Below are 23,834 nucleotides of genomic sequence, written 5' to 3'. Positions count from 1 at the left end.
CATGACTTCTACGTACGCTGTACTTAGTGAGGGTCTGGAGAAGCGCTTCGGCTCCGGCGCCACGGCCGTCGACGCCCTGTGCGGCCTGGACCTCGCCGTCGCCGAGGGCACCGTCTGCGGGCTCCTCGGCCCCAACGGCGCGGGCAAAACCACCGCGGTGCGGGTGCTCGCCACCCTGCGGACGCCGGACGCGGGAACCGCCCGGGTCGCGGGTCACGACGTGGTGCGCGAGCCCGCGGCGGTGCGCCGGCACATCGGTGTCACCGGGCAGTACGCGTCGGTCGACGGCGACCTGACCGGGCGTGAGAACCTGCGCCTCTTCGGGCGGCTCCTGCGGGCGCCGCGCTCACGCACCGACGAACTCCTCGAACAGTTCGGGCTCGCCGAGGCCGCCGAGCGCCCGGCCCGCACGTACTCGGGCGGCATGCGGCGCCGCCTCGACCTCGCGACGAGTCTCCTCACCCGGCCCGCCGTGCTCTTCCTCGACGAACCCACCACCGGGCTCGACCCGCACAGCAGGAACGGCATCTGGGAGGCCGTGCGCCGGCTCACCGACGAGGGCACGACGGTGCTCCTGACGACCCAGTACCTGGAGGAGGCCGATCAGCTGGCCGACGACATCGTGCTGATCCACGGCGGCCGGGCGGCGCACCGCGGTACACCCGCGGAGCTCAAGGCACAGATCGGGAGTTACGCGGAGGTCGTCGTCGCACAGGACGCGGCGCTGCCCGCCGCGGCGGTGGTCCTCGACCGGCTCACGGGGGCGGAGCCCGTGCTCGACGCGGAGTCCCGCACCGCCGGAGTGGTCACCCTGGATCCCGCGCTCACGCTGCCCCGGCTCGTGCGCGCACTGGACGCGGCGGGGGTCCCCGTCGTCGACGCGAGCCTGCGGCGGCCCTCCCTGGACGACGTCTTCCTGCGGCTCATCCCGTGACGCGAACCGCCCTCTCCGCCCCGCCCGCCACACCCCGACCCCGACCCCGACTCCCGGAGATCTCCCCCATGAGCGCCCTCCTCCACGACGGCACCGTCGTACTCGGCCGGCACCTGCAGCGCGTCCGGCACGCCCCCGCGATCCTGGTCATGACCCAGACGATGCCCATCGTCTTCCTGCTCTTCTTCGGATACGTCTTCGGCAGCGCCCTCGCGATGCCCGGCTCCGACTACCGGGCCTTCCTGGTGCCCGGGATGTTCGTCGCGACCGCCGCCAACGGCATCATGACCGGCATGTTCACGGCCGCCCAGGACACCCACCGGGGCGTGCTGGACCGGTTGCGGACGCTGCCGATGAGCAGGGCGGCCGTGCCGCTCGGCCAGGCGCTCGCCGATCTGGTGACCACCGCGGCGGGGCTCGTGCCGCTGGCGCTCGTCGGGCTCGCCATGGGGTGGCGGATCGAGGGCGGCCCGTTCGCCGCGGCGGGGGCGTTCGGGCTGCTGATGCTCCTGCGGTTCGCGACCACGTGGGTCGGCATCCTGCTCGGGCTCGCCTCACAGAGCGAGGAGGCGGCGGGTCAGCTGGGCAGCGCCACGTTCATGCTGCCGCTGCTGTCGAACGCGTATCTCCCGACCGACAACCTGCCGTCGGGGCTGCGTCTGGTCGCCGAGTGGAATCCGATCAGCGCGGTGGCGACAGCGGTACGTGATCTGTTCGGCAACGCCCCCGTCCCGGCGGACGCGGCGTGGCCGGTGGCGCATCCGGTGGCGGGATCGGTCCTCTGGTCGCTGGCGCTGCTCGCCCTGTGCGTACCGCTTCGCCGCGCGCCGGTACGCGCGCGGCGGACGCTGAGGCCGGGCGGGGCCTGCCGGGGCATCAGATGGGTGCTCAGGGCATGGGTCGGCGGGGGTGGTGGTGACTCATGACGGGGTGGAGCGGGGTGGGTGGGAAAGACCCGCCGCGGAGCGGCGGTTCCGTCCCGGGGACCACCCGCGGTCAGCGTCCGCCGAACAGCGAACGCCGCAGCCTGCGCAGCGGCGCGAAGAGCGAGACTCGCCTCACTCGGGCACCCCTGCTGCTGCGGGCGTGCGCGGCGTCACGTGAGGTCAGCTCGCGCATCAGCAGTGTCGCCTCGTGCGACTCGCGCTGCGGGACGGCGGGGCCGCCCAGCACCGAGAGATGACGATCGAGACGCGAACTGCTCGCGCTGCTGCCACAAGTGATCGCAGGGACACGCGCCCTGCTGCGCACCGTTATCTGTTCCATGTCACTCCCCACCCGTACGAGGGCACCCGGCCCAGGGCAGGTTAACCCTATCGCCCTGTCATGACACACGTGTATCCCGGTCACAGGATTCACCTACCCCATAAGGAGGTTGACGATTACTCTCCGGATCTGCGGGATTCCAGGGCGAGTTGGACATACACCCCGACAACGGTCGCCCGCAGCCGCCGGTGACGGCGGGGGGCGCCGTGCGCACACCGGTGCACGTGGGCTATCTCACGTGCGGTTTTCCCCCGCTCCTGACGGGCCCGGACGGCCCCGGACCCGGCGCCGCGGTCTCCAGGCACGCCCGCAGCCGCAGCAGCCCGTCCCGCATCCTGGTCTTGACGGTCCCCAGGGGTACGGACAGGTGCCGGGCCACCTCCCGGTACGTGCAGCCGTCGTAATAGGCGAGCGTGACGGCCTGGCGCTGGAGGTCGGTGAGGCTGCGCAGACAATCCCGCACCCGCTCGCGGTCGAGCGTCGCCTCGACCTCCTCGGCCACGTGGTCGAAGGCGGGTCCCTCCCCGAATCGCGCCGCCCGCGTCTCGCGTTCCCGCGCCGCGCGCACGCTGCGCACCCGGTCCACGGCCCTGCGGTGCGTGAGCGTCAGGATCCAGGACAGGGCGCTGCCCCGCCCGGGATCGAACCGGGGCGCGGTCCGCCAGACCTCGACGAGCACCTCCTGGGCCACCTCCTCGGACTGCGCGTGATCGCGCAGCACCCTGCGCACGAGCCCGAAAACCGGGCCGGACACCAGTCCGTACAGCTCCTCGAACGCCTCCTGGTCCCCCGCGGCGACCCGTAGCAACAACGTCTCGGCCTCCACCCGTTCCCCTCCCCCGCTCCCGCGCCGGCTGTCCGGCACCAGGAATTCGGCGCGGGAGGCGCCGCGGATGCGCAGGACGCGACATCGGCCCAATCCACCCGCGCCGCGGCCCCGAACGGCCTGTGTCAGTCAGGTACGTCAGGCGTGAGGACGGATGCGATGACAGCGATCAGCGGGAATCGGGCGAGGCGTCGCGGCCTCGCCACACTGGTCTGCGGCGCGCTCGCCGCCGGGGGGCTCGTGGCCACCGGGGTGAGCGCGCTGGAACCGGGGGCCGCCCGGGCCTCCAGCCACCGGGAGGCCCCGCTGATCTCGGGGCAGCCGCAGTACGACAACACGGACGTGTACGCGTTCGTCAGCCCCGACAAGCCCGACACCACGACGCTCGTCGCCAACTGGATCCCCTTCGAGGAGCCCGCGGGCGGACCGAACTTCTACCTCTTCCCCGAGGACGCCCGCTACGACATCCACATCGACAGCGACGGGGACGGCCAGGGCGATCTGCTCTACCGGTGGACGTTCGACACCAAGGTCAGGAACGGCAACACCTTCCTTTACAACACCGGTCCCGTGACGGCCCTCGACGATCCCGACCTCAACATCACACAGACGTACGACATCGATCTGCTGAAGCTGAAGGACCAGAAGGTCGTCTCCACCAAGAAGATCGCCGACGGTCTGCCGATCGCGCCGTCCCGGGTGGGCAAGGCGTCGATGCCCGACTACAAGAAGCTGCGCGACCAGGCCGTGCGCAAGGTCGCGGGCGGCGGCACGTCGTACGTCGGGCAGGCGGACGACCCCTTCTTCCTCGACCTGCGGGTCTTCGATCTGCTGTACGGCGGCGACCTCTCGGAGGTCGGCCGGGACACGCTCAAGGGCTACAACGTGAACACCGTCGCGCTGCAGGTGCCCAGCGCCGGCATCCGCCAGTCGGAGAAGCAGCCGACGGTGGGCATCTGGTCGACGACCGAGCGCAAGAACGCCGGAGGCGACTGGACGCAGCTCTCCCGGCTCGGCAACCCGCTGGTCAACGAGGTCGTAGTGCCATTGCGGGACAAGGACGGGTTCAACGCCTCGGCTCCGTGGGACGACGCCCGGTTCCTTCCGTACGTGCAGAAGCCCGAGCTGGCGAAGCTGCTTGAGAAGTTCTACGGCGTGAAGGCGCCCGCCGAGCCCAGGAAGGATCTCGTCTCCGTCTTCCTGACCGGCGTGCAGGACCTCAACCAGCCGCCCGGCGTGCGCCCCGCGGAGGAGCTGCGCCTCAACACCTCCGTCAAACCGGCCGCCGATCCGAAGCGGCTCGGCGTCCTCGACGGCGACAACGCGGGCTTCCCGAACGGGCGGCGCCTCGCCGACGACGTCGTCGACATCGAACTGCAGGCGGTCGCGGGCGAACTCGTGGGGTCCAAGAACGATCTGGGCGACGCGGTGAACGCCAACGACCAGGCGTTCGGCGGGACCTTCCCCTACCTGGCACTGCCCACGTCCGGCTCGCGCGGTCCGCTGGCCGGCGGGGGCGCCGACGGGACCTCGGCGCGCGACGCCCTCGCGGGCGGAGCCGTACCGCCGGCCTCGTCCCCGTCCTCGTCCTCGTCCGGGGGCTCCGACGACACGGTGCTCATCGCCTCCGCGGCGGCCGGGGCCGCCGGAGTGCTCCTCGTGGGGCTCGGCCTCGGCTGGTGGCGGTCCCGGCGGCGGACGGCCGCGGGAATCTCCTGAGAGCCGGTCCCCACCACCGGCCCGCACCACCGGTCCGCACCACCGGACCGCACCACCCGACCCACCCCGCAGCCGGAAACCGGCTGCCCGCCCCGAACGGGCGCGGCCCGCGGCGCTCCCTCCCGCGGGCCGCGCCGCCATCCGCTCCGGGCCCCGTCCGGCTCGTCCGTCACCCGGAAAGTCTGGTCACTCCCATGAAACGCAACTCCGTACGGAACGCCGTGGCCGTCGTCGCCCTCGCGCTCGCCCTCACCTCGGGCGCCGTCGTGCTCGGCGCCGACGAAGGGACGGAGCGGCCCGCCGCCGCCACCGGCCCCGCGCCGGCGCCCGACGCGCTGCGGGGCGGGAACCTGGACCGGGGCGTGGACACGCTCCGGGCCCGCCTGCGCACCCAGCCGAAGGACTTCGTCTCCTGGGCCACGCTCGGCACGGCCTACGTGGAACAGGCCCGCACCCGCGGCGACCCCGCCCTCTACGGCGCCGCCGACCGCGCCCTGGACCGCTCGCTGAAGCTGCGCCCCGGCAACGACGCGGCGCTCGCGGGGCGCGCCGCGGTGGCCGCCGCCCGGCACGACTTCCGCGGCGCCCTGCGCCACGCCACCGACGCGCTCGCCGAGAACCCGTACAGCGAAAGGGCGTTGGCCACGCGCATCGACGCCCTGGTGGAACTCGGGCGGTACGGCGCGGCGTCCCGCGCGGCCGACGAGGCGGACGCACGGCGGCCCGGGGTCCCCGTCTTCACGCGGTACGCGTACGTACGGGAGTTGCGCGGCGACGTCGGAACCGCGCGACGCGTCCTGGAGCGGGCGCTTGAGGGGGCGTCGGCGCCGGGCGACGTGGCGTACGTGTCGACCGCGCTGGGGCAACTGGCCTGGCGCCAGGGCGACTACCGCACCGCGCTGCGGCACTGCGGGGCCGCGCTGCGGGCCGACGCCGGTTATCTCCCTGCCCTGGAGTGCCGGGCCCGGAGCCGGGCGGCGGGCGGCGAAACGGCCCCGGCGGTCGCCGGACTGCGGTCGGTCGTGGAGCGACAGCCGCTCCCGGGGCCACTGCTCGCGCTCGGCGAACTGTACGAGGTGCGGGGCGACACGGAGCGGGCCCGGGAGCAGTACCGCCTCGTGGACGCGTGGGCCGCGCTGGCCCGCGCGAACGGCGTCGACCCGGATCTGGAGACCGCGCTCGCCGAGGCCGACCACGGGGACCGGGCAGTGGCGCTGCGGACGGCGCGGGCGGAGTGGAACCGGCGCCGGACGGTGCACACGGCCGACGCCCTCGGGTGGGCCCTGCACGTGAACGGGCGGGACGAGGAGGCACTGCGGTACGCGCGGCGGGCGACAAGGGCCGGGTTCCGCGAGGCGTCGTTCCTGTACCACCTGGGAATGATCGAGTGGGCCACCGGCGACGGCCGGGCCGCACGGAGATCGCTGGCGGCGGCGCTGCGGTTGAACCCCGGCTTCTCGCCGCTGGGTTCACGCGAGGCGCGTGCGACGTTGCGGGCGCTCGGGGGCGGTGCGCCATGAGGCTCCGGGCGAAGGGCGGGCGCGGAGGCAGGCGCAAGTGGCTCAGGGGAGCGGCCGCGGCGCTGGGGGTGATCCTCGCTCTGGGCGCGCCTGGCGGTACCGCGCACGCCCACCCCCTGAACAACTTCACCGTCAGCCATTACGACGGGCTGCTGGCCGAGCCGGGCCGTCTGAAAGTCGACCACGTGGAGGACCTCGCCGAGATCCCGGCCGCCCAGGCGGCGCCCCGCATCCGCGAGGCGGGCCGCGGCAAATGGGCCCGCCGACGGTGCCGGGACGCCGCAGACACCACCCGGGTCAGCGTCGCGGGGCGGCCCGCCGAGCTCGCCGTGGACACCGCGCGGGTCAGCGCCCGCCCGGGTCAGGCGGGGCTCGACACGCTCCGCGTCGAGTGCGCCCTGAGCACGCTGCTGCCCCGGGGCGTGTCCGTCACCGTGCGGTTCCGCGGCGGCGCGGCGGACGGCAGGACCGGCTGGCGCGAGATCACCGCCCGCGGCGACCGGATGACCCTGGCCCGTTCCGACGTACCGGAGACCTCCGCGTCGAAGCGGCTCACCCGGTACCCGGAGCGCCTGCTCTCCGCGCCGCCCGACACCGTGTCGGCGTCGCTGCGGATCACGCCCGGTGGCCCGGCCCTCACCGACGACGGGCCTGAGGAAGAGGACGGGATCGCCGCCGTGCTGCCCCGCGGCGCCGACCGGTGGACACAGGCCCTGACCGGGCTCGTCGGACGGCATCCGCTCACTCCCGGCTTCGCGGCGCTCGCCCTCGCCGCCGCCGTGCTCCTCGGGGCCCTGCACGCGCTGGCCCCCGGGCACGGCAAGACGCTGATGGCCGCCACCGCGGCGGCCCGCGGCCGCGCCCGCGCCCGCGATGTGCTGCCGCTCGCCGCCTCCGTGACCGTGACGCACACGCTGGGCGTGCTCGCCCTCGGCCTCCTGGTGAGCGGGGGTTCGGCCGCGGCACCGTCGGTGGTCGCCTGGCTCGGTGTGGTGAGCGGGGTGCTCGTGTCGGGTGCGGGCGTGCTGCTCGTGCGCAGGGCGTGGCGGCGGGGGCGGGGTGCGGAACACGAGCACTGGCACGGGCCTGATCACGGGCACGGGCACGGGCATGAGCACGGGCATGGGCATGAGCACGCGCCCGGCCACACACACCACACCCACTCCCCCGGAGGCAGCCTGCGCGGCATGCTCTTCCTCGGGTTCGCCGGTGGCCTGGTGCCCAGTCCCTCGGCCGTCGTCGTCCTGGTCGGCGCCGCCGCGCTCGGCGAGGCCTGGTTCGGGCTGCTGCTCGTGGTGGCGTACGGAGTGGGGCTCGCCGTCACGCTGTCGGCCGCGGGGTTCCTCGTGGTCCGCGTGGGTTCCTTCGCGGGACGGCGCCTCGGGCCGGGGTGGCTGAGCCGTCGCGCCCGGCGGCTCCTGCCGCTGGGATCCGCCTGTGTCGTCCTCGCCCTTGGGTGTGGATTGGTGTTCAAGGGGGCCGCAACCGCGCTCGGTTGAGCTACTTTTGTCGAGAATCTCACCGCTGCGGATGGGGGCGCCCGTGAACCAGCCAGAGCGCGTGATCGCCGGGCGCTACCGCCTCCTCGCCCCCTTGGGCGAGGGCGGTATGGGCACCGTGTGGCAGGCCCGTGACGAGGTCCTTGGACGCGAGGTCGCCGTCAAGGAGGTGCGCGCCCCGGCCGGTCTCCCCGCGGTCGAGGTCGACCGGCTGTACGCGCGCCTTGAGCGCGAGGCCTGGGCCGCCGCCCGCATCCCCCACCGCAATGTGGTCACGGTCTACGACGTCGCGAGCGAGGGCGGCCGTCCGTGGATCGTGATGGAGATGGTGCGCGGCCTCTCCCTGTCCGACGTGCTGGAGGCCGAGGGGGCGCTGTCCCCGCGACGGGCCGCCCACATCGGCGCCGAGGTCCTCGCCGCCCTGCGCGCCGCCCACGACGCCGGGGTCCTGCACCGCGACGTGAAGCCCGGCAACGTACTGATCGCGAACGACGGCCGCGTCGTCCTCACCGACTTCGGCATCGCGCAGGTCGAGGGGAGTTCGGCGCTGACGATGACCGGCGAGGTCATCGGATCGCCCGAATTCCTCGCCCCGGAGCGGGCGTTGGGGCACCGCCCCGGGCCCGCCTCCGACTTGTGGTCGCTCGGCGTCCTGCTGTACGCCGCTGTGGAGGGCAGCTCACCGTTCCGCCAGGACACCCCGCTGAGCACGCTCCGCGCGGTGGTGGACGAGCCGCTGCCGCCCGCCCCCGGCGCCGGGCCGCTCGCCCCGGTCATCGAGGGGCTCCTTCGCAAGGATCCGGCCGAGCGGATGTCGGCCGCGGACGCCGAGAGCGACCTGCGGATCGTGGCCTCGGGCGGCACCCCGCGCGCCGGGTCCCCCCTCCCCTATATGCCGACGGCCACGGCCGGGCAGCAGCCGCCCGGGCCGACGCCGCCCGTCCCCTTCCCCGTCACCCCGCCGCCCTCGACGGCGGCCACCACCGGCACCACGACGACCGGGCCCGCCCGGTCCCGCCGCGCGGTGCTCGCCCTGGTGGCGGGGCTCGTCGTGCTGGCGCTCGCGCTGGCCGGGATCACGTACGCCCTGGTCAACCGCGACGACGGGGACGGTGACGACACTTCCGGCGGCGATCGGGGCAGCCAGTCGACCAGCGGCCAGGGCGACGAAAGCAGTGCGTCGCAGGGCCCGGACAACGGCTCGTCCGGCGGCGGGTCGAACAGTTCCTCCGACGGCGACGGCGACCACGGCAAGGCCACGAACGGTGGCGATGGGGGAAACGGCGGGAGCGGCGGCCACGGCGGCGCCACGACCCCGCCCGCCCAGACGGTGAAGGTGTACGTCTCCGGTGCGCACACGCGGTACGAGGGCGTGTGTCCGCCGACGCCCGGTCAGGCGCCCTCGTTCACCGCGACGTTCACGGTGGGGCGCGTCCCCGCCACCGTGCAGTACCGCTGGGTGACGCGGTCCGGCCAGTCGGGCGACCCCGGCTGGAAGACGCTGTCGTTCGGCTCGGGAGGCGGGAAGACGCGGCAGGTCAACCACGTCGAGACCGCGTACGACACCGGGGGCGGGACGTATGAGAACTCGATCGGCGTCCAGGTGCGGAGCCCCGTGAAGACCACGTCGAACACGGTCGCGTACACGGTGACCTGCGAGCAGGAGACCCCGACGGGCGGGGCCTCCTACACGCCGGACGCCTAGGCCGGGCAGGCCGCGGTCAGGCGGCCTGGGTGAACACGGGGAGGTAGCCACCGGACTGGCCGGCGGCGGTGGGGTGGTAGGACTCGCCGATGTTGAGCCAGTTCACGCTGTGCAGCCAGGGGCTGCCCGAGCAGATCTCGTGCCCGGCGAAGGCGGACGTGACGTTGCCGAAGGTGAAGCCGTGGTCCGCGGCCCGCTTGGCGGTGGCCGTGTTGAGGTAGTCGGAGGCGTCGTTGATGGCGGCCCGCTCGCGCTCGGAGAGACCGGCGATGCAGCCGCCGCTCAGCTTGTAGAAGCGGGGGTAGCCGAGGACCACGACGTGGGCGGAGGGTGCCTTGGCGCTGATCGCGTCGTAGACCTTGTCGAGGTTGCCGGGGAGGGTGGAGTCGACGTATGCGCGCGCCGTCGCGATGCGGGCCAGGCAGTTGCTCTCGGACTGCAGCACACAGGTCGTCATGACGTCGGCGAAGCCCGCGTCGTTGCCGCCGATGGAGATCGACACGAGGCCGGTGCCGGAGCCCAGCGGGCCGAGCTGGCCCGAGAGAACATCACCCGTACGAGCGCCCGAGCACGCCACGAAGTTGAAGCTGGAGGGTGAGTGGGCGGCCGCCCACAGGGCGGGGTAGGCGCGGGTGCTGCGCTTGCAGTCCCCGCTGGCGCTGTCGTAGTTGCCGGCGCCGACGCCCGAGGAGTAGGAGTCGCCGAGGGCCACATAGCCGGTCGCCGCGGCCCGTTGGCCGGCCGGCTGGTCCGCGTGGGCCGCTGCCGCCCCGGTGAGAGCGAAGGCGGCCGCGAGGAGGAGCGAGGACATGTATGCCGTGATGCGGGACAATTTCATGGAACCTCCCTTAGCAGGGTTTCTGCCACGACCGTGGTAGCACGCGCCCCCGGCCGTCGATAGTGTCCATGTCAATAACTTCCTGCACAATTGGCTTGCCCACGCGGGGAGTTCACCAACACTTACGGGGTATGGCGGGGAACATCTGCACGCCCCCTCCGCATCTTGACGGGCCGTCGGGGCCTGCGCGACATTGAAGCCCGGCATCCGGCGCTTCGGGGGGCAAAGTCGCCCATGCAAACCATCGGGAACACGGCACTGCCCGCGGACACGGGTCGACGTGCCGGGCACGACATCAAGAAGGACCTGCTGCCGCTGCTCTCCGGTGCGGCCGTGGCCGTGGGCGCCGTCGGCGCGATGCTCGCGCTCGTCGATCTGGGTTCGCCGCTGCGCGCCCCCTTCACCCTCTTCTTCCTCCTCGCCGCGCCGGGCGCCGCGATCGCCGCCGCGCTGCGGACCCTCACACCGTTGGGCCGAGCCGTGGCCGCCGCGTCCGGAGCCGTCGCGGTCGTCCTGCTCGTGGCCCAGGGCATGCTGGCGCTGCACGTGTGGTCGGTGCGCGGCGGCGTCGCCGCCGTCGCCGCGGTCAGCGCGCTCATCCTGCTGCCGACAGCGATACGGCGCCCGCGTCGCCGTCCGGCGAGAAGGTGGACCTCCTGACGTGACCCTCACCGTGCACCGCCCCGGCGACCTCACCGCCGCCGACCGGGCGGCGTGGACCGCCCTGCAGTCCAAGGCGCACCTCGAAGGAGCGACCGAGCTCGCCAACCCCTTCCTCTCCCCCGGCTTCGCGCTCGCGACGGCGCACGAGCGGCGCGGGGTGCGGATCGCCGTCGTACGCGAGGGCGGCGAACCCGCGGCCTTCCTCCCCTTCCAGCGGTCCGCCGGCGGCGTCGGCCGGGCGATCGGCCTCGGCGTCTCCGACTGCCAGGGCCTCGTGCACCGGCCGGGCTTCGACTGGGACGCCAGGGATTTCCTCCGGGCCTGTGGGCTCGCCGTGTGGGAATTCGATCACCTGGTGGGCGGCCAGGCACCGTTCGAGGCGAGCGCCTCCGGCTCCTTCCCCTCACCCGTCATGGACATCGACCGGGGGTACGCTGCCTATCTCGGCCAACTCCACGCACAGTCGCCGAAGTTCACCCGTTCGACGCTCGCCAAGGAGCGCAGACTCGGCCGCGACCACGGCGCCGTGCGCTACGTGCACGACGAGCGCGACCCCCGGGTCCTCGCCACGCTCATGCGCTGGAAGTCCGCGCAGTACCGCAGGACGGGCCGCAGCGACCGCTTCGCGCACCCCTGGATCGCCCGCCTGGTGCGCCGGCTCTTCCACACCCGTTCCGACTCGTTCGCCGGGATCCTGTCGGTCCTCTACGCCGGGGACGTGCCGGTCGCCGCGCACTTCGGGCTGCGCTCCGAGCGGATCCTCGCGTGCTGGTTCCCGGCGTACGACCCGGCGTTCGCCAAGTACTCGCCCGGCCTGGTCCTGCATCTGCGCATGGCCGAGGCCGCCGCCCGCGACGGCATCGCGTACCTCGATCTCGGCCGCGGCCGCAAGGCGTACAAGGACTCCCTCAAGACACGCGAACTCACCGTGTTCGAGGGGTGGGTGGCGCTCCGTCACCCGGTGGCGTTCGGACACCTGGCGCGCCGCGCCCCGGTCAGGGCGTTGCGGAACACCGTGCAATCCAGACCGGAATTCTTCGAACCGGCCGACAAACTGCTCAAGCACATGGGCCGAATTCGATCCAGGGCCCAGATATAGAACGGTCCGAATGCGATCGCATGGATTACCCAAATCGTGAAAAACGTGAGACCACGTTCCAGGTCTTGCCATACAGTCTCAATCATCAATACCGTCGTACATCCACCCGCAACGGCCCATCACGCAATGCGATCCAGGGGAGGGCTCAAGGTCGCGATGGGGCCGATGCGGGGCGCGGTAGGGGGGTGCCGTGCTCGGTGACCGCTCGTCAGCCGAGACACGTCCCGCACTGTGCCGGCTCACTCGGCATGCACGGAGATCTATTTCGCCATGCTCAAGTGCGAACCCCCCTTTCGCCCCGGATCAATGACCGGACTGCCCGGGGGCGGGCCGTCCACCGGACGAGAGGGATCACCGGACTCATGAGTTCTTCTGTGCGCCCGGCAGACGCCGGACAGGACCCGTTGAAAAAGATCGCCAGAAACTACCGGCCGATCTCCACGCATTTGGCGATCACGCCGCCGGTGAGTGTCGTGATACCCGCCATGAACGAAGCGGAGAATCTTCCGTATGTGTTCAAGACACTTCCCGAGTGGATCCATGAGGTCGTTCTCGTCGACGGCAATTCCACCGACGCCACGGTGGCCGTCGCCCGCGAGCTGCGGCCGGACGTCAAGGTCGTGCGCCAGCTCGGCAGGGGCAAGGGCGACGCCCTGATCACCGGCTTCGCGGCCTGCACGGGCGACATCATCGTGATGGTCGACGCGGACGGCTCGGCGGACGGCCAGGAGATCGTCTCCTACGTCTGCGCCCTCGTCTCCGGCGCGGACTTCGCCAAGGGCTCACGGTTCGCCAACGGCGGCGGCACCGACGACATGACGCCGATCCGCAAGCTCGGCAACCACGTCCTGTGCTCCATCGTGAACACCAAGTTCGGCGCGCGCTACACCGACCTCTGCTACGGCTACAACGCCTTCTGGCGGCACTGCCTGGACAAAATAGAGCTCGACTGCACCGGCTTCGAGGTCGAGACCCTGATGAACATCCGGGTCGTCAAGGCGGGCCTCAAGGTGCAGGAGATCCCGAGCCACGAGTACCTGCGGATCCACGGCACCAGCAACCTCAGAGCCGTCCGGGACGGCATCCGCGTACTGAAGGTGATCCTCAGCGAGCGCTCCCACCGCGGCAGACGCGGCGCGCGGCGCGGGAGCGCGCGGGGACTCCCCCTCGGCGCCGGCCAGGGAGAGGTGTCTTGAACGCGGAGATCTCCGTGGTCGTCTGCGTATACACCGAGGACCGCTGGGCGGACATCCTCGCGGCGGTGTCCTCCGTGCGCGCGCAGTCCCTGGCGGCCCTGGAGACCCTGCTCGTGGTCGACCACAACCTCCCGCTCCTGGACCGTCTGGCCAAGGAGTACAAGGAGACCGAGGGGGTGCGGGTGCTCGCGAACGCGGGCCCCCGCGGACTCTCGGCCGGCCGCAACACCGGGATCGCCGCCTCCCGCGGCGAGATCGTCGCCTTCCTCGACGACGACGCCGTCGCCGAGCGGGAGTGGCTGCGGCACTTCGCCGAGGGGTTCGAGGACCCACGGGTCCTCGCCGTCGGCGGCCGCACCCTGCCCGCGTGGGAGTCCGGCAGGCGGCCGGTCTGGTTCCCCGAGGAGTTCGACTGGGTCGTCGGCTGCACGTACCGGGGGCTGCCCCCGGGCCGGGTCCGCGTGCGCAACGTCCTCGGCGGCAACGCCTCGTTCCGGCGCACCGCCTTCGACGCGGCGGGCGGCTTCGCCACCGGCATCGGACGGGACGGCGACAAGCGTCCGCTGGGCTGCGAGGAGACCGAGTTCTGCATCCGCCTCGCCCGCGCCCGGCCGGACGCGGTGCTGCTCATCGACGACCGCTCGGTGATCCACCACCGGGTGCCGGCCGCCCGGGAACGGTTCCGCTACTTCCGTGCCAGGGCGTACGCGGAAGGCCTCTCCAAGGCGCTGGTGGCCCGGAGTGTCGGCGCCGCCGCGGGACTTGAGTCCGAGCGCCGCTACACCACGCGCGTGCTGCCCGCAGGGATCGGCCGCGGCCTGCGCGACGCGGCGCTCGGCCGCCCGGGCGGCGCGGGGCGCGCGGGGGCCATCGTGACGGGAGTGCTCACTGCGGCAGGGGGGTACGTACTCGGGAGCGTCCGCGCGCGCAGGGCAGGCGCCACGTTCTCCGTCGGGGAGATCGGGGAGGGCGCGGGTGGCGAGGGGGCCGCGGCATGAGCACGGAAGCCGTGCCGATACTGATGTATCACTCCGTGGCACGCACGCCGAACGAGGCGACGCACGGTCTCTCGGTCTCACCCGACGCCTTCGCACGCCAGATGGACGTGCTCGGCGAGCGGGGCTTCACCCCGCTCACGGCCTCCCAACTGGCCGCCGTCTGGCGCTCGTCCGGGCGGCCGCTGCCCGACCGCCCCGTACTGATCACCTTCGACGACGGCTACGAGGGGGTGCACCGGCACGCGCTGCCCGTGCTCGCCCGGCACGGTTTCGTGTCGACCCTGTTCGTCTCCACCGGCTGGCTGCGCGGAGAGTACGACACCGGGGGCGGCCCGGACCGCATGCTCGGCTGGGACCAGGTCCGCGAGCTCGCCGCGGCGGGGGCGGAGATCGGCGGGCACAGCCACACCCACCCCGAGCTCGACCAACTGCCCGACGACGAGCTCGTCTTCGAGCTGCGGCGCTGCCGTGACATCGTCACCGACCAGCTGGGCACCCGGCCCGCGTCCTTCGCGTATCCGTACGGCTACTCCAGCCGGCGGGTGCGCGAGCGCGTGCGCGAGACGGGGTACGGCCAGGCGCTCGCCGTCGGCAACGGCCTGGCCCGCCGCGGCCAGGGCCCGTACGCGCTGCGACGGGTGACCGTGCGCCGCGCCACCGGCGACGAGGAGTTCGAACGGCTGGTGACGGGCGGCCCGATCGGCCGTGACTTCGCCCGGGACCGCGCCCTGACCAAGGGGTACGCCCTGGTCCGCAGAGCCCGCCAGATCCGCCGGAAGGCAATCCGTACCCGTGTCTGACACGACCACGGCCCAGGCCGACGTCGCCGGATCCGCGCCCGCCGGAGGGCGGCCCGCCGCCGCCAGGTCCGGCCGGTCCCGCCTGCGCCTGCCGGGCCGGGGCGGCGGCCAGAGCCCGCTGCTTCGCAACGCGTACGCGCTGATGCTCAACACCGGCATCTCCGGCGTGCTCGGCGTGGGCTTCTGGCTGGCCGCCGCGCGGTACTACTCGGAGTCGGCGGTCGGCCAGGGCTCGGCGGCCATCGCCGCGATGAAGCTCCTCGCGGGGCTCACCGCCGTGACGCTGACCGGCGCCCTCGCGCGGTTCATACCCATCGCGGGCCGCGCCACGGGGAAGCTCATCTTCCGCACGTACGCGGGCAGTTCGGCCGTCGTGGCGCTCGCCGCGCTGGTCTTCCTGCTCACCCTCGACCTGTGGGGGCCCTCGTACCGCTTCCTGCACGGGCCGCTCCACGGCATCGGCTTCGTGCTCGCCGTCGTCGCCTGGTCGGTCCTCACCCTGCAGGACGGCGTCCTGACCGGGCTGCGCAACGCGCTCTGGGTGCCCGCCGGCAACACCGCCTTCTCCGTCGCCAAGCTCGGGCTGCTCATCGCGATGGCCGCGGCGATCCCCACCGCGGGCGTCTTCGTGTCCTGGGTCGCCTCGATCCTCGTGTCGGTGATCCCGCTCGGCTGGCTGGTCTTCCGGCGGCTCGTGCCGCGGCACGTCAAGGCGACCGACGGCCAAGCGCGGCCGCCCACCGTGCGCGAGATCGGCCGCTTCCTGGCCGGCGACTACACCGGCTCGCTCTTCTCGCTGGCCGTGGTCTATCTCGTCCCGGTGATCGTCGCCTCGCAGGTCAGCTCGGTCGACAACGCGTACTTCTACATCACCACCACCATCGGCGGCACGGTCAACCTGCTCGCCATCAACATGGGTGCCTCACTGACCGTCGAGGGCGCGCACGACCCGGCACTGCTCGCCGCCAACACCCGCTCCGCGCTGCGCCGGATGGCGACGATCATGCTGCCGGTGTGCGGGACCCTCTTCCTCGCCGCCCCGCTGATCCTGCGCATGTTCGGGCAGGGGTACGCGGACGCGGCCACCCCGCTGCTGCGCTGGTTCGCGGTGGGGGCGCTGCTGCGGGTGGTCATGGAGACGTACTTCGCGGTGCGGCGCGCCCAGAGCAAGACCTCCGGAATCGCCTGGCTGCAGGGCCTGTTGTGCGTCCTGGTGCTCGGCCTGACGCTGCTCCTGCTGCCCCGGATGGGGCTGACCGGCGCGGGCATCGCGGAGATCTGCAGCCTGGCGGTGATCGTGGCCATCGCGGCGCCGAAGCTGTACCGGGTGGTGCGGGCGGCGCCCTCGCATCCGGCCGAAGGCGCGGCGCCGGACGGAGACCTGGCCGATCTGGGGACACCGGAGGCGTCCGTCGGGCGGGTACGGGCGGGGGCTGCGTGCGCCGCGGGCAAGGGGCCGGGCAACGAGCGGCACGGACCCGCGTGGGCCCTGCGGGAGTCGCTCGACTCGGACACCCTCCAGCTCGCCGTACTGCCCGACTTCGAACACCAGGAGCGCAGGCCCGACATGCGGCCGGGTCCTGGCACGCCCGCCGCCGGAACACCCGCGGCGCGGAGCGAGGGGGACCCCATCGATCACCGGCCCACTCGGCCCACCCGGCCCGCCTGGGCACTGCGCACCCCGGCCGCCACACCCGCCCCGTCCGTGTCCACGCCCCCGGCCAAGGCGCCGGGCCAGGACGCCTCCGTGCCGCCGACGGCGGCCCCGGCCCCCGCCGCTCCCGCTGAGCCCCCCGCCGCCGAAGACCCCGCCGCTCCCCCGCACGCCCGGCGCCGCCATGTCCTCGTCCTGGCGTGCCTCCTCGTCACCGCGCTCGCCCTGTACTGGCTGCCCGTCCTCGGCCTCGGCGAGAAGGACCTGGACGACATGGGCGGGCTCGGCCTGATCTCCGTCCTGCCGAGGCCGACGCTGCTCGGCGCCGTCCTCCTGGTCGTCGTGTTCGCCGCGCTGCTCCGGATGGACCGGCCGGTCACAAGCCTCCTGCTCCTTACGCTGCTCGCCACCGTGGTCTCCCTGCACGCGCTGCCCGCGGTCGTCGAGACCGAGCCGCGGTTCGCCACGGCCTGGCAGCACCTGGGCTTCCTGGAGTACATCGACAGGACGGGCTCCGCGGTGCCCGATTTGGACGCGCGCTGGAGCTGGCCCGGCTTCTTCGCCGCCGCCACCTTCGTCGCGCAGGCCTGCGGCGTCTCGGACATGACCGAGGTGATCCGCTGGTGGCCGACGGCCGTGCAACTGCTCTGCCTGGCGCCGATGTTCCTGCTCGTGCGCTCCCTGCGGGCGTCCTGGCGCGCCAAGTGGGCGGGCCTGTGGATCTTCGTCCTGAGCGGCTGGGTCGGCCAGGACTACTTCTCCCCCCAGGGCTTCACGTATCTGCTCTACCTCGCCTTCGTCGCGATCCTCCTGGTGTGGTTCCGCGCCCCGCGCGTGCTGTGGGCCAAGCGGCGCCCCGGCGAGAGCGAGGTCGAGCCGACGGGGCGCAGGGAGCGCGCGGTCCTGCTCCTGGTCCTGATGGGCCTCTTCGCGGGGACGGTGCCCGCGCACCAGCTGACGCCGTTCGTGATGCTCGGCGTCCTCACGGTGCTCGTCCTGGCCGGCCGCTGCGAGCTGCGCGGCCTGCCGCTGCTCTTCGGCGTGCTCGTCGTCGTATGGCTGGGCTTCCTCGCCGAGCCCTACTGGTCGGGGCACTTCGACGACCTGTTCGGCGGGGTCGGCGGCGTCGGCGGCAATCTGTCCTCGTCGGTCTCCGGACGGATCGAGGGCGGCAGCCCGACGCATCGGCTCGTGCTCTACGCCCGCGTGGCGATGGCCGGCGGCGTCATGGCGTGCGCCTGCTGGGGCTGGTGGCGGCGGCGCTCCCACAAGTACGGCGAACGCTCGCTCCTCGTCCTCACCTTCGTGCCGTTCCTCGGCTTCGGCATGCAGTCGTACGGCGGCGAGATGGCCCTGCGCGTGTTCATGTTCGCGCTGCCGGGCGCCGCCCTGCTCGCGGGGCTCGCGCTGTTCCCGCGCACGGGCGCGACACCTGAGGAGCGCGACCGCGACCGGGTGAGCCTCGCGCCGCTGGCCGCGCTCCTGGCCGGCCTCGTCCTGATGGGCGGCTTCCTGGTGGCCCGCTGGGGCAACGAGCCCTTCGAACGGATCCGCCCCGGCGAGGTCACGGCGATGGAGTACGTGTACGCGCACGACGACCCGACGGTGCGGCTGCTCTGGATGAGCAACGACACGGTCGACAACGTGACCCCCTCGATGCCGTGGGGCGCCCGCGACATGGAGAAGGTGGAGTACGTCCCCACGCTCGCGCCCGCCGACCCGGTCCTGGTGTCCGGCCTGGTGAAGGCCCTGAAGGACGCGGGTCCCCACTCGTACCTGATGATCAACCGCAGCCAGACGACCTACCTCCAGATGGACGCGGGGTACTCCAGGACGTGGGAGACGCGGCTCCTGCGCCATCTCGACGACCGCGAGGACCTCCAGAAGGTCTTCACCAACGACGACGCGAGCATCTACCGGCTGACCGAGCAGCCCGACGGCCCGGTCGCGAAGGCCGGTCCGGGGCCCGTCGGGCCGAAGGTGACCTGGACGCCGTGGTCGGTGGTGGGCGGCTTCGCCGCCGTCGCCCTCATTCTGCTGCTGGGGGCGCGCGAGATCGTGCGGGTCGCCGCGGCGCCGGGGGTGCGTCAGCAGCAGTGGCTGCAGAGCAGCTTCTGGTTCTCGCTGCCGCTGCTCGCGGTGCTCCTTGCGTCGGTGATCCAGCGGTTCCTGACGATGGCGTGAGCGGGGCGGGGGGCGTGCGATCGCAAGACGGCGGGGACGAGGCGGATCACCGCTTCAGCCACGTCACCTTGTACCCCTCCATCTCGAACCGCTGCCCGTCGACCTCCGCGCTGATCCGCCGGTCGAGGGTGTTGACCACGAGGACCGCCTCGTCGTCGGCGAGCACCCGGACATCGGGCCTGTTGTCGGCGGCGACCGGTACCTTCTCGTAGCGCGTGCCGGGGCCGAACTCCTTGCCGAACCTTTCGATGAGCCGCAGCATCGGCAGCGCGGCGCCCCCGTCGGACACCCGGGTGGACGTCCAGAGACAGCCCGCGCAGGCCGTGCCGTCCTTCTTCTGCGGATTCCAGTAGAAGCCGCTGGTGGCGCCGGACCGGGCCATCGCCATCAGCCCGGACGCCTGGACGGCGACGCGGTGCGCCTCGGACCAGTCGTCGCGGTCGTCCTGGCTGTCGCCCGGCTCCACGTAGTACTCGGCCCACCACAGCGGCAGGCCGCCGGTCCGCGCGCGCAGCCACGTGCCGACGGCCGCGAACTTGTCGGTCGCCTTGAACTCGTCCGGGAGCATCTCGTCGTCCGCGGTGTAGCTGGCGCCGTCGACGACGACGAAATCGGCGCCCGCCTTGTGCTTGTTCCAGTAGTCGAAGGCGTCGAGGGGCCGCTGGTCCATCCGGCCCCAGGGGCCCTTCGGCTCCTTCGCCACGCCCTCGGTCCTGCGCGGGTCCACACTGTCCATGACCAGGTAGGGGCCGCCGACCATGATGTCCTCGTCGACCTTCTTGAGCTCCTTGTAGACCAGGTTGTAGAGCTCGGTGTAGCCCTCGTAGTCCCAGCGGCGCTCTTCGTCGTTCCAGAAGCCCTTGAACTCGTTCCATACGAGGAAGTGGCGTACGTCGGGATAGCGCTTGGCGACGGTCGCGGCGAGCTTCGCGAAGTCCCCGTAGTGGGCGCGCTCCGGGGCCTTCTCCAGGGAGGGCCTGCTCCAGTCGGTGTTGTCGGCGCCGGGCTTGCCGCCCTTCATCCAGTCGGGAGCGCAGCACAGCGTCACGACGGGGGTGCCCTCGCTGCCCCGGACGAAGTCCATCCGGCGGTCCATGGCGGAGAAGTCGTAGCGCCCCTTCACCGGCTCCGGGTTGCCCGCGCCCCAGCCCATGATGTGCTGGATCTGCGGGACGGGCCTGCCCTGGCCCGCGAGTTCGGCGCGGACCCGCTCGACAGCGGCGTCCTCCCCGTCGTCCGCGCTGTACTGGGTGTGGGTGAAGCCCCAGCCCACCTGGGGCTTCGCCGGGTGGGCCGGGACGGCGGGGGTGCCGTACACCTTGTCGCCGTCAGGGGTGGTGCCCCTGGTGCTGCCCTTCTCGCCGGGCAGCGTGTCGACGAGTGTGATCACCAGGGCCAGTACGACAAGACCGACGCCGAGCAGGGCGACAAGACGCCACCGTCGTACTCCCGCATTCCACCCATGACGTGCCATCAAGGACCAGAGTATCGGGGCGATCGGCGGTGGGGCAGGTTCCGGGCGGCGGGCCCGCGACCGCTCCGGGAACGGGACACAAGGGACGCACTGTGGAAACCTGATGCGTGACGGCGGGTGCGTGCCGGATCATGGCGGCATGTCTGCGAACCCACAGGACGCCCTGCCGATCCGGCTCAACGTCGACGACAGCGACTCCCCGTCGGATGTCGTGGACGCGCTCTTCCTCGGCCGTTTCGCCACGGGCGAGCAGCCCTTCTCGCACAGCGCGAACATCGAACGCGTCAAGTCCGGTGCCACGCTGCTGCCGCCCGGCGCCTCGGTCCTGCGCGCGGCCCGCGACGACGACCGCAGCGCAACGCTCGCCGAGGGCGACGGCTGGACCCTGCTCGTCTCGCGCTGGAACCGCGGCGCGGACGTCACGGTGACGGCGACCAGCGCCGCTCTTGCCGAGAAGGTCCTGAAGCAGGCCACGGACGACGCGCAGGACGAGCCCGAGCCCCAGCCGGAGAACGTGACCATGGGCTTCTGGTACGTCTCTCCGCGGCGCGGCCCGCACCGCACCACCCGGCAGATCTCGGCCGGTACGTGGGAGGAGGTGCGGCCCAACTACACGGCGCCGGTCGCCGACGCCATGGACTCGCTGATGAAGACCACGCCCGAGGACATCGCGGGGCGCCTCCTCCTGCTCCACGGCCCGCCGGGCACGGGCAAGACCTCGGCGCTGCGCACGCTGGCGCGGTCCTGGCGCGACTGGTGCCAGGTGGACTGCGTCCTCGACCCGGAGCGGCTGTTCAGCGACGTCGGCTATCTCATGGACATCGCGATCGGCGAGGACGACGGGACGGCGAAGGGCCGCTGGCGGCTGCTGCTCCTTGAGGACTGCGACGAGCTGATCCGCGGCGAGGCGAAGCACACGGCGGGTCAGGCGCTCTCGCGCCTGCTCAATCTCACGGACGGACTGCTCGGCCAGGGCAGGAACGTCCTGGTGGGCGTCACGACCAACGAGGACCTGGAGCGCCTGCACCCCGCGGTCGTCCGCCCCGGCCGCTGCCTCGCCCGCATCGAGATCGGCGCGCTGACCCGTCCGGAGGCGGTGGAGTGGCTCGGCACGGAGGAGGGCGTGGGCCGCGAGGGCGCGACCCTGGCGGAACTCTTCGCCCTGCGCCGCGGCACGAGCCCCCCGTCGGTCCCGGACCAACGGGAGGGCGCGGACGCGGGCTTGTACCTGTAGCCGTCCGCACCCCCGCGGTGCCGGGTACGGCGGGAAACAAGCCTACCCGGCGTCCCCGTAGGCCGCGCGCAGCGCGTCCCGTACGGCCGACACCGCGTCCGCCTCGGACAGCCCGAGCCGCCGCACCCGCTCCGCGTACGCCTGCGCCTCGGCCGCCGCGGTCCTGGCCGCCGCGTCGCCGGCCGCGGCGACGAACGTCCCGTTCCGGCCGCGCGTCTCGATGACCCCGTCGGCCTCCAGGGCCCGGTAGGCCTTGGCGACCGTATTGGCCGCGAGCCCGAGCGATTCGGCGAGCCCCCGCACGGTAGGCAGCTTGTAGCCGACGGGCAGCTCCCCCGACCTCGCCTGCCCGGCGATCTGGGCCCGCACCTGCTCGTACGGCGCGTCGCCCGCGCCCCCATCGATGTCGATCTTCAACGTCACGCAGTGATTGTCCCGTACGGCCCGGGCCCGCGGGGACACCCGCGCGCCCGGAACGTCGCGCCCGGACTTCCAACCCGCGGAAAATAGGAGGCAGCCCACCCGGCCCCCACGTACCGTGCGGCTCCATGACAGTGATCATTCGAACCCTGAGCGCCGACGCCCCGAGCGCAGCCGCGGACGACGCCGGCTTCGCCGCCGTGCGCCGGGCCTGTGTGCCCGCCATGCTCACCACCCCCGCATCGGTCGCCTTCGACCGCGCGCAGGCCCACCCGGCCGCCGGCTTCCGGCAGTTGGTGGCCGAGGTGGACGGCGAGATCATCGGCACGGCGCAGGTGGGCCTCTCGTACGACAGCCCGGAGCCGGGCCAGGGCTTCGCCAATGTCTACGTCCATCCGGAGCGGCTCGGCCGGGGCGCCGGAACGCTCCTGCTGCGGACCGCCGAGGAGTATCTGGCGGGCGCGGGCGCGCGGACCGTGTACTCGTGGGTGCTCGACTCCCCCGGGAGCCTCGCCTTCGCCGCCCGCCGCGGCTATGCGGCGCGGCGCGGCGCGCACTTCCTCCGCCTCGACCTGGCGCACGGCACGCTGCCGCCCCGCGAGGCACCACCGGCCGGGGTCGAGCTGGTCAGCGGGTCGGTGTTCGCGGACGACGCGCGGCCGCTCTTCGCGCTGGACGCGGAGACGGTGGCCGACGAACCGAGCGATGTGGCGGCCGAGTTCACGGACTACGAGCACTGGCTCGCCGAGACCTGGCACCACCCTCTGGTCAGCCAGGAGCTGACCACCGTGGCGCTGGTGGACGGCGTCCCCGCGGCGTTCAGCCTGGCCCGTGTGGACGGCGCGGGGCGTTACGCGTCCGGCATGACGGGCACCGCGCGCGCCCACCGCGGCCGCGGTCTTGCCAAGGCCGCCAAGAACGACTCCCTGCACCGCGCCCGTGAGGCCGGGTGCACGGAGGCGTTCACGGGCAACGACGCCGGTAACGAACCGATGCTCGCGATCAACAAGTGGTTCGGTTACGAGATCTACGAGACGGAGGTCCGCCATGTCCGCACCCTCGGCTGACGCGGCGCGGGAGACTGCCACCCTGGAGATCGCGCTGGTGAAGGCGGGCCGGACGAAGATCCGCTATCCGGCCCGCCTGCTCCACGACGACGGCAACCACGTCGCCGTCTCCGCCCCCTGGGCGGCCCCCGGCGTCCGCGACTTCGGCTTCGTGCGCTTCGAGCCGGGCGACGTCTTCACCGAGCACTACTGGCGCGACCGCTGGTACGCGGTCAAGGAGGTGTACGCCGCGGACGGCGCCCTCAAGGGCTGGTACTGCGACGTGACGCGCCCCGCGGTCCGCGAGGGCGCGGTCCTCACGGTGGAGGACCTCGACCTGGACCTGTGGTGCTCGGCCGACGGCGGTACCGTACTGCGCCTTGACGAGGACGAGTTCGCGGCGAGCGGCCTGTCCGCCGCCGATCCGGCGGCGGCGGAAGCGGCGGTCCGGGCCCTGGACGAGCTGGAGGCGAAGGCCCGCAGCGAGGGCTTCGGGACCATCGGCTGACAGCCCTCGATCAGAAAGCGGGCCGCAACAGGTCTACCGAGTGCTCCGAATGGACATCGGTAAGGCAGGGAGTCGGGAAGCCGGGAGGCCGCCATGCGTCGAGTGACCACGCACAAGCCCGCGAGCAAGTCCGTCAGCCGCAGGGTGCGGGAGCGCCAGGAGGCGGAGGTCCGGCCGCGGGAGAGGCCCGAGGTCCGCAAGGACATCCAGCGGACGTGGTGGCCGGACGGCTGAACCGGCGGTGATGCCCC

20 protein-coding genes and 1 pseudogene are annotated in these 23,834 nt (G+C 72.8%); 16 read left to right on the top strand and 5 right to left on the bottom strand.

Annotated elements, in window-relative coordinates:
- Position 1: 1 nt before the first annotated feature.
- Together ACFVYL_RS18310 and ACFVYL_RS18305 are read left to right on the top strand one after the other, a co-directional pair.
- Positions 2-934 (top strand): ATP-binding cassette domain-containing protein, encoded by a 933-nt coding sequence (locus tag ACFVYL_RS18310; RefSeq protein WP_389717059.1) that lies wholly within the window; start codon positions 2-4, stop codon positions 932-934.
- 68 nt (positions 935-1,002) lie between these two features.
- Positions 1,003-1,786 (top strand): annotated as a pseudogene (locus tag ACFVYL_RS18305) (ABC transporter permease).
- A gap of 144 nt (positions 1,787-1,930) precedes the next feature.
- Here the strand turns inward: ACFVYL_RS18305 and ACFVYL_RS18300 are convergent.
- On the bottom strand, positions 1,931-2,200 hold the full coding sequence (locus tag ACFVYL_RS18300) for a hypothetical protein (protein WP_361168343.1): 270 nt from the start codon (positions 2,198-2,200) through the stop codon (positions 1,931-1,933).
- A gap of 229 nt (positions 2,201-2,429) precedes the next feature.
- Entirely contained in the window at positions 2,430-3,026 is a 597-nt protein-coding gene (locus ACFVYL_RS18295; protein ID WP_389717056.1) for a sigma-70 family RNA polymerase sigma factor, read from the bottom strand.
- Between the two features lie 159 nt (positions 3,027-3,185).
- Between ACFVYL_RS18295 and ACFVYL_RS18290 the strand changes: the two genes are divergently transcribed.
- The 4 genes from ACFVYL_RS18290 (at position 3,186) to ACFVYL_RS18275 (ending at position 9,469) form a co-directional block, all read left to right on the top strand.
- Positions 3,186-4,745 (top strand): DUF4331 domain-containing protein, encoded by a 1,560-nt coding sequence (locus tag ACFVYL_RS18290; protein WP_389717053.1) that lies wholly within the window; start codon positions 3,186-3,188, stop codon positions 4,743-4,745.
- A 194-nt stretch (positions 4,746-4,939) separates the two neighbouring features.
- Positions 4,940-6,265 carry a hypothetical protein gene (locus ACFVYL_RS18285; RefSeq protein WP_389717051.1) on the top strand — a complete coding sequence of 442 codons (1,326 nt, stop codon included), beginning with the start codon at positions 4,940-4,942 and terminating at the stop codon, positions 6,263-6,265.
- On the top strand, positions 6,262-7,764 hold the full coding sequence (locus tag ACFVYL_RS18280; protein ID WP_389717050.1) for a nickel transporter: 1,503 nt from the start codon (positions 6,262-6,264) through the stop codon (positions 7,762-7,764). Before ACFVYL_RS18285 ends, ACFVYL_RS18280 begins: the two co-directional genes overlap by 4 nt.
- Positions 7,765-7,795: 31 nt before the next feature.
- A complete protein-coding gene (locus ACFVYL_RS18275; protein WP_389717048.1) occupies positions 7,796-9,469 on the top strand; it encodes a serine/threonine-protein kinase in 1,674 nt (557 codons plus the stop codon).
- A gap of 16 nt (positions 9,470-9,485) precedes the next feature.
- Here ACFVYL_RS18275 and ACFVYL_RS18270 read toward each other — a convergent pair whose 3' ends face one another.
- Complete coding sequence (locus tag ACFVYL_RS18270; RefSeq protein ID WP_389717045.1) at positions 9,486-10,307, bottom strand: SGNH/GDSL hydrolase family protein; 822 nt, start codon at positions 10,305-10,307, stop codon at positions 9,486-9,488.
- Positions 10,308-10,541: 234 nt separating this feature from the next.
- On the opposite strand from ACFVYL_RS18270, the gene ACFVYL_RS18265 reads away from it, so the two are divergent.
- The 6 genes from ACFVYL_RS18265 (at position 10,542) to ACFVYL_RS18240 (ending at position 18,901) form a co-directional block, all read left to right on the top strand.
- Positions 10,542-10,967 (top strand): hypothetical protein, encoded by a 426-nt coding sequence (locus tag ACFVYL_RS18265; protein WP_389717043.1) that lies wholly within the window; start codon positions 10,542-10,544, stop codon positions 10,965-10,967.
- 1 nt (position 10,968) lies between these two features.
- Entirely contained in the window at positions 10,969-12,069 is a 1,101-nt protein-coding gene (locus ACFVYL_RS18260) for a GNAT family N-acetyltransferase (protein WP_389717041.1), read from the top strand.
- Positions 12,070-12,431: 362 nt separating this feature from the next.
- Positions 12,432-13,265, top strand: a complete 834-nt coding sequence (locus ACFVYL_RS18255) for a glycosyltransferase family 2 protein (protein WP_389717038.1) — start codon at positions 12,432-12,434, stop codon at positions 13,263-13,265.
- Entirely contained in the window at positions 13,262-14,263 is a 1,002-nt protein-coding gene (locus ACFVYL_RS18250; RefSeq protein ID WP_389717035.1) for a glycosyltransferase family 2 protein, read from the top strand. Before ACFVYL_RS18255 ends, ACFVYL_RS18250 begins: the two co-directional genes overlap by 4 nt.
- Positions 14,260-15,063, top strand: coding sequence for a polysaccharide deacetylase family protein (locus ACFVYL_RS18245; RefSeq protein ID WP_389717033.1), 804 nt, complete (start codon positions 14,260-14,262; stop codon positions 15,061-15,063). The genes ACFVYL_RS18250 and ACFVYL_RS18245 overlap by 4 nt, the downstream gene beginning before the upstream one ends.
- Positions 15,056-18,901, top strand: coding sequence for a lipopolysaccharide biosynthesis protein (locus tag ACFVYL_RS18240; RefSeq protein ID WP_389717031.1), 3,846 nt, complete (start codon positions 15,056-15,058; stop codon positions 18,899-18,901). The genes ACFVYL_RS18245 and ACFVYL_RS18240 overlap by 8 nt, the downstream gene beginning before the upstream one ends.
- Positions 18,902-18,947: 46 nt before the next feature.
- Here the strand turns inward: ACFVYL_RS18240 and ACFVYL_RS18235 are convergent, their stop codons facing one another.
- Positions 18,948-20,375 (bottom strand): xylan 1,4-beta-xylosidase, encoded by a 1,428-nt coding sequence (locus ACFVYL_RS18235; RefSeq protein ID WP_389717029.1) that lies wholly within the window; start codon positions 20,373-20,375, stop codon positions 18,948-18,950.
- 139 nt (positions 20,376-20,514) lie between these two features.
- Here ACFVYL_RS18235 and ACFVYL_RS18230 point away from each other — a divergent pair, with 139 nt between their 5' ends.
- A complete protein-coding gene (locus tag ACFVYL_RS18230; protein ID WP_389717027.1) occupies positions 20,515-21,609 on the top strand; it encodes a DUF5925 domain-containing protein in 1,095 nt (364 codons plus the stop codon).
- Positions 21,610-21,651: 42 nt separating this feature from the next.
- Here ACFVYL_RS18230 and ACFVYL_RS18225 read toward each other — a convergent pair whose 3' ends face one another.
- Positions 21,652-22,032 carry a GntR family transcriptional regulator gene (locus ACFVYL_RS18225; RefSeq protein ID WP_389717026.1) on the bottom strand — a complete coding sequence of 127 codons (381 nt, stop codon included), beginning with the start codon at positions 22,030-22,032 and terminating at the stop codon, positions 21,652-21,654.
- Between the two features lie 125 nt (positions 22,033-22,157).
- On the opposite strand from ACFVYL_RS18225, the gene ACFVYL_RS18220 reads away from it, so the two are divergent.
- The 3 genes from ACFVYL_RS18220 (at position 22,158) to ACFVYL_RS18210 (ending at position 23,817) form a co-directional block, all read left to right on the top strand.
- On the top strand, positions 22,158-23,096 hold the full coding sequence (locus tag ACFVYL_RS18220) for a GNAT family N-acetyltransferase (RefSeq protein WP_389717023.1): 939 nt from the start codon (positions 22,158-22,160) through the stop codon (positions 23,094-23,096).
- Complete coding sequence (locus ACFVYL_RS18215) at positions 23,077-23,583, top strand: DUF402 domain-containing protein (RefSeq protein ID WP_389717021.1); 507 nt, start codon at positions 23,077-23,079, stop codon at positions 23,581-23,583. The genes ACFVYL_RS18220 and ACFVYL_RS18215 overlap by 20 nt, the downstream gene beginning before the upstream one ends.
- Positions 23,584-23,676: 93 nt before the next feature.
- Positions 23,677-23,817, top strand: a complete 141-nt coding sequence (locus ACFVYL_RS18210) for a hypothetical protein (RefSeq protein ID WP_361728517.1) — start codon at positions 23,677-23,679, stop codon at positions 23,815-23,817.
- The last annotated feature ends 17 nt before the right edge of the window (positions 23,818-23,834 follow it).

It is taken from the genome of Streptomyces sp. NPDC058308, assembly GCF_042880275.1.
Taxonomy (GTDB): Bacteria; Actinomycetota; Actinomycetes; order Streptomycetales; family Streptomycetaceae; genus Streptomyces.
This window is presented reverse-complemented; position numbering and strand designations above follow the sequence as displayed.

Bases quoted from the DNA above. Each gene is read 5' to 3' on its own strand.
- ACFVYL_RS18310 (WP_389717059.1), top strand. From the start codon at position 2: ATGACTTCTACGTACGCTGTACTTAGTGAGGGTCTGGAGAAGCGCTTC.
- ACFVYL_RS18300 (WP_361168343.1), bottom strand. From the start codon at position 2,200: ATGGAACAGATAACGGTGCGCAGCAGGGCGCGTGTCCCTGCGATCACT.
- ACFVYL_RS18290 (WP_389717053.1), top strand. From the start codon at position 3,186: ATGACAGCGATCAGCGGGAATCGGGCGAGGCGTCGCGGCCTCGCCACA.
- ACFVYL_RS18285 (WP_389717051.1), top strand. From the start codon at position 4,940: ATGAAACGCAACTCCGTACGGAACGCCGTGGCCGTCGTCGCCCTCGCG.
- ACFVYL_RS18280 (WP_389717050.1), top strand. From the start codon at position 6,262: ATGAGGCTCCGGGCGAAGGGCGGGCGCGGAGGCAGGCGCAAGTGGCTC.
- ACFVYL_RS18275 (WP_389717048.1), top strand. From the start codon at position 7,796: ATGGGGGCGCCCGTGAACCAGCCAGAGCGCGTGATCGCCGGGCGCTAC.
- ACFVYL_RS18270 (WP_389717045.1), bottom strand. From the start codon at position 10,307: ATGAAATTGTCCCGCATCACGGCATACATGTCCTCGCTCCTCCTCGCG.
- ACFVYL_RS18265 (WP_389717043.1), top strand. From the start codon at position 10,542: ATGCAAACCATCGGGAACACGGCACTGCCCGCGGACACGGGTCGACGT.
- ACFVYL_RS18255 (WP_389717038.1), top strand. From the start codon at position 12,432: ATGAGTTCTTCTGTGCGCCCGGCAGACGCCGGACAGGACCCGTTGAAA.
- ACFVYL_RS18245 (WP_389717033.1), top strand. From the start codon at position 14,260: ATGAGCACGGAAGCCGTGCCGATACTGATGTATCACTCCGTGGCACGC.
- ACFVYL_RS18235 (WP_389717029.1), bottom strand. From the start codon at position 20,375: ATGGCACGTCATGGGTGGAATGCGGGAGTACGACGGTGGCGTCTTGTC.
- ACFVYL_RS18230 (WP_389717027.1), top strand. From the start codon at position 20,515: ATGTCTGCGAACCCACAGGACGCCCTGCCGATCCGGCTCAACGTCGAC.
- ACFVYL_RS18220 (WP_389717023.1), top strand. From the start codon at position 22,158: ATGACAGTGATCATTCGAACCCTGAGCGCCGACGCCCCGAGCGCAGCC.
- ACFVYL_RS18215 (WP_389717021.1), top strand. From the start codon at position 23,077: ATGTCCGCACCCTCGGCTGACGCGGCGCGGGAGACTGCCACCCTGGAG.
- ACFVYL_RS18210 (WP_361728517.1), top strand. From the start codon at position 23,677: ATGCGTCGAGTGACCACGCACAAGCCCGCGAGCAAGTCCGTCAGCCGC.